Source organism: uncultured Capnocytophaga sp. (assembly GCF_937936315.1).
Lineage (GTDB): Bacteria > Bacteroidota > Bacteroidia > Flavobacteriales > Flavobacteriaceae > Capnocytophaga.
Genome location: NZ_CALGWU010000067.1, coordinates 1 through 2,254, shown reverse-complemented (window position 1 = coordinate 2,254; position 2,254 = coordinate 1). Strand labels below are relative to the sequence as shown.

The window sequence follows — 2,254 nt, the reverse complement described above, 5'->3', positions numbered from 1 at the left end:
TAGCAAGATGTTTTGATATTGCAGGAACTTCAACATCAAAAAGTTCTGCCATTGCCTTTTGTGTAAGCCAAATGGTTTCACCTTTAACAACAGCTTTAACTGAAACCGCTTCTTGCGGTGTATTATAAATCAGATATTTTATTTCACTATTCATATACTACCCCTATATTTCTCTAATAATCCCCTCAATATCAGCTCTCAGTTCATTAATCCGCACTACGGTTTGCGCTACTTCAGCGTTGAGTTGCTTGATATCTATCACCTCGCGGGTGTCCTTTGCTTCTACATACGAACTAACGGATAGGTTGTAGTCATTTTCGGCTATCTGCTGGTTGTCTACTTGTACAGCGGTGTGTGGTACCGCCTCTTTGTCGGCAAAAATGCTAACGATGCGCGCTATATGGGCATCAGTCAGCACGTTGTTATTGGTTTCTTTCTTAAAAAAGCCCTCACCACTGGCATCAATGAATTGGGTAAGGGTGTCGGGTTTGTGTTTGGAAAGCACCAATATATTCACGGCAATGCTGGTGCCATAGAAGAGGTTGGGCGGTAGGGCGATAACGGTTTCTACATAGTTGTTATCAATGAGGTATTTGCGTATTTTCTGCTCGGCGCCTCCACGATAAAAGATACCGGGGAAACATACGATAGCGGCACGCCCTTTAGCGGAAAGGTAGCTGAGGGAATGCAATACAAAAGCAAAGTCGGCTTTGGATTTGGGGGCTAACACGCCTGCGGGCGCAAAACGGTCGTCATTGATAAGGGTAGGGTCATCGCTGCCTATCCAGTTCACCGAATAAGGAGGATTGGAAACAATCGCATCAAAAGGTTTTTCATCGCCAAAACAAGGGTTGATAAGCGTATCGCCTAAGGCAATATTGAATTTATCGTAGTTGATATTGTGCAAGAACATATTCATACGCGCCAAGTTGTAGGTAGTATGATTGATTTCCTGCCCAAAGAAGCCTTCTTCTATCTGGTAGTCATCGAAGTGTTTTTTAGCTTGTAGCAGGATAGAGCCCGACCCACAAGCAGGGTCGTAAATCTTATTTACTGAAGTTTGTCCTAACAATGCCAACTGCGCAATGAGTTTAGAGACATTCTGAGGGGTAAAGAACTCCCCTCCCGATTTACCGGCATTGGCAGCATAGTTAGAGATAAGGAACTCATAAGCATCGCCAAAGAGGTCGATTTGGTGGTTTTCGAAATTGCCAAAACTAAGTCCTGCCACTCCATTAATTACCGCGGCGAGGCGTTTGTTTTTTTCCTCAACGGTATTGCCAAGGCGGTTGGAGGTAGTATCGAAGTCGGCAAAGAGGCCTTTGATATCTGCTTCGGAGGGGTAGCCATTGGCGGAACTTTCGATAGCGGAGAAGATAGCCGCTAAATCGGTATTGAGATTGGAATTGGTATTCGCATTTTTGGCTACATTTACAAACAGCTGACTGGGGTAGATGAAGTAGCCTTTGGTTTTCGTAGCATCGTCTTTTATTTCAGGGGTAATAGCCTCATCGGGTAGCTCGGCGTACTGCACACTCTCATCGCCACCTTCGATGAAGTTCGTAAAATTCTCGCTGATAAAACGATAGAAAAGGGTGCCTAAAACGAATTGTTTAAAATCCCAGCCGTCTACGGCTCCTCTTACTTCGTTGGCTATCTTCCAAATAGCCCCTTGTAATTCATCTCGTTGTTTAGTGCTACTCATGTTAGGTGTTAGGTGTTAGATTAGAAGGGCAAAGGTACAAAAATAACGGCCATTTGTCAAGCAATTTTTAAGAACATTAATCATTAACTTGGCATAATATTTGCAAGTAAAAGGGGTGCTAAAAATTAATATCATGCAAGTATATACTATCAAAGGAATGGGTTGCACAGGCTGTGCAGCCACTGTAGAAGAAAGATTGTCTAAAGTGTCAGGCGTTACTGCCGTTAGGGTGGATTTCGACCAGCAAAAAGCTTTCGTGGAAGCTCCTAAGGAAGTGCCTTTGGCTGAGCTAAAAAAAGCACTGGAAGGTACAGATTACACCATCGAGAAAGCCTGACACTATGACACACACTTACTATGTCAAGGGCATGAGCTGTAGTGGCTGCGAGGCTACGGTCAAAAAACGCTTGGAGGCGGTTGAGGGCGTAAGTCAGGTCGTCGCCAATGCCAAGGAGAAAACTGCCGTGGTGGACAGCACTGAGCACGTGCCTTTTGAAGTTCTCAAAGCAGCCTTGGAGGGTACTCACTATACAATGGTTACTTCCTTGG

At 44.5% G+C, this 2,254-nt stretch carries 3 protein-coding genes; 2 read left to right on the top strand and 1 reads right to left on the bottom strand.

What is annotated here, in order from left to right; all coding sequences use genetic code 11:
• Positions 1–163: 163 nt before the first annotated feature.
• Positions 164–1,705 (bottom strand): type I restriction-modification system subunit M, encoded by a 1,542-nt coding sequence (locus Q0162_RS13140; RefSeq protein WP_297892610.1) that lies wholly within the window; start codon positions 1,703–1,705, stop codon positions 164–166.
• A gap of 133 nt (positions 1,706–1,838) precedes the next feature.
• On the opposite strand from Q0162_RS13140, the gene Q0162_RS13135 reads away from it, so the two are divergent.
• Positions 1,839–2,042, top strand: a complete 204-nt coding sequence (locus Q0162_RS13135; protein ID WP_277125631.1) for a heavy-metal-associated domain-containing protein — start codon at positions 1,839–1,841, stop codon at positions 2,040–2,042.
• Between the two features lie 31 nt (positions 2,043–2,073).
• Positions 2,074–2,254, top strand: a 181-nt coding sequence (locus tag Q0162_RS13130) for a heavy metal-associated domain-containing protein (protein WP_297892604.1), incomplete at its 3' end; no start/stop codon positions are given.